This is a genomic window from Streptococcus mitis, assembly GCF_001579035.1.
Lineage (GTDB): Bacteria > Bacillota > Bacilli > Lactobacillales > Streptococcaceae > Streptococcus > Streptococcus mitis_J.
This window is the reverse complement of record NZ_KQ970286.1, coordinates 142,290-144,330: the sequence shown is the minus strand read 5'-3', so window position 1 is coordinate 144,330 and position 2,041 is coordinate 142,290. Positions and strand designations below refer to the sequence as shown.

The 2,041-nt window shown below is 43.2% G+C and carries 1 protein-coding gene and 2 pseudogenes; all 3 read right to left on the bottom strand.

The window, feature by feature from the left end:
- Positions 1-270 (bottom strand): annotated as a pseudogene (locus SMIDD26_RS12605) (F0F1 ATP synthase subunit beta); the annotation flags it as partial.
- Positions 271-355: 85 nt separating this feature from the next.
- Entirely contained in the window at positions 356-1,234 is an 879-nt protein-coding gene (locus SMIDD26_RS02995; RefSeq protein WP_000301222.1) for a F0F1 ATP synthase subunit gamma, read from the bottom strand.
- A 15-nt stretch (positions 1,235-1,249) separates the two neighbouring features.
- Positions 1,250-2,041: pseudogene (locus tag SMIDD26_RS02990) on the bottom strand (F0F1 ATP synthase subunit alpha); the annotation flags it as partial.

Genomic DNA, 2,041 nt, shown 5'->3' with positions numbered 1-2,041 from the left:
TCCCAAAGTTTCTTTACCTACTGGTACAGAGATTGGACGACCTGTGTCCAATACTTCCATTCCACGAGTCAACCCATCTGTTGATTCCATGGCGATAGTACGGACCATACCATCTCCCAACTCCAAGGCTACTTCAAGGACGATTTTTGTTTTTCTTTCGTCATTTTTGTAGACGACAAGTGCATTGTTAATCTCAGGAAGTTTTTCCCCTGCTGCAAACAAAACGTCTACAACGGGTCCGATAACCTGAGCAATTTTACCTGAACTCATCTCCTTCTCCTATTCTATATAAGATACTGTCGGTTCCTAGCTCAACTAGGTCCTAAGTTCATTTTCATACGAGCTGGACTAGAGCCTATTCTAAGGCACTAGCTCCTGCTACGATTTCTGTAATTTCTTGTGTAATCGCCGCCTGTCTGGCACGGTTATACTGAATTGTCAAATCATTGATGACTTTCTTAGCATTATCTGTCGCTGTTTGCATGGCGGTCATACCTGCAGCATTTTCAGCTGTCTTGGCATCGATAATGGCACCGTAAATCATACTTTCTGCAAACTGTGGCAACAACTGCTCCAAAATTTCTTCTCGGCTGGTTTCCAATTCAAAAGTTAAGCTGTAGTCTTCATCCGCTTCATTGGGATCCAAGTCAACAATCGGAAGCATTTGTTCCACACGCATTTGACTGGTTAGCGTGTTGACATGGTGGTTGTAGCAGACATAGAGTTCATCAAAAAGTTCATTTTGGTACATTTCAACAGTTTTTGAAATAATCTTACGAACTTGATCAAAGCTAGGTTGGTCTGCCAAGCCACGTAGTTCATAAAGTGGTTGAATACCACGAGCCTTAAAGAAATCAGCTCCCATTCCACCAATACAGATCATTTCAAAACCTGTACCGTCTGGGTGGTATTCTTCCTTCAACTCCATAACGGCTTTCAGAATAGAGGAATTATAACCTCCAACCAAACCGCGGTCTGAAGTGATGACGATATAGCCTGTCTTCTTAACTGGACGACTAATCAACATGGGATTAGTTGAACCACCAGCTCCATTACCATGAAGAATATCTGTCAAGAGTTTGCGCACTTTTTGAGCGTAAACTTGGAAGTTGCGAGCAGCTTCTTCAGAGCGACCTAGCTTAGCAGCCGATACCATTTGCATGGCATTTGTGATTTGACTCGTATTTTTTGTTGAGGCGATTTTTGTTTTAATATCATTTAGAGATACTGCCATCTGACACCTCTATTCTTATTGGAAGCTGGTTTGATTGAGAAACTCTGTAATCGCAGCATCCAAGACTGCTTCTTCTGGCAAGTCTTTTGTATCACGAATGGTTTCCAAAATCTCTGGATGTTGAGCATCAAAGAAGGCATGGAACTCTTCCTCGAAACGAACAATATCATCTACTGGAACAGTATCCAAGAAACCATGTGTCAAAGCATAAAGAATGGTTACTTGTTTCTCAACAGGCAATGGTTTGTGAACCGGTTGTTTCAAGACCTCAACGGTACGACGTCCACGGTTCAACTTAGCCTGTGTTGCTGCGTCCAAGTCAGAACCAAACTTAGTGAAGGCTTCCAACTCACGGTATGAAGCAAGGTCGATACGAAGTGTACCAGCAACCTTCTTCATGGCTTTGATTTGTGCAGAACCACCTACACGTGATACAGATGAACCCGCATCGATAGCTGGACGAATACCCGCATTGAAGAGACCATCGCCAAGGAAGATTTGTCCATCAGTGATAGAAATCACGTTGGTTGCGATATAGGCAGAGATATCTCCTGCTTGTGTCTCGATAAATGGTAGGGCTGTAATTGATCCACCACCAAGTTCATCAGAAACTTTAGCTGAGCGCTCAAGCAAACGGCTGTGAAGATAGAAAACATCCCCTGGGAAGGCTTCACGACCTGGAGGACGACGAAGCAAGAGAGACAGTTCACGATAGGCTACCGCTTGTTTTGATAAATCATCATAAACAATCAAAACATGTTTCCCTTGGTACATAAATTCTTCTGCCATGGCAACCCCAGCATAAGG

Coding starts and splice junctions, on each gene's coding strand:
- SMIDD26_RS02995 (WP_000301222.1), bottom strand. CDS start 1,234: ATGGCAGTATCTCTAAATGATATTAAAACAAAAATCGCCTCAACAAAA.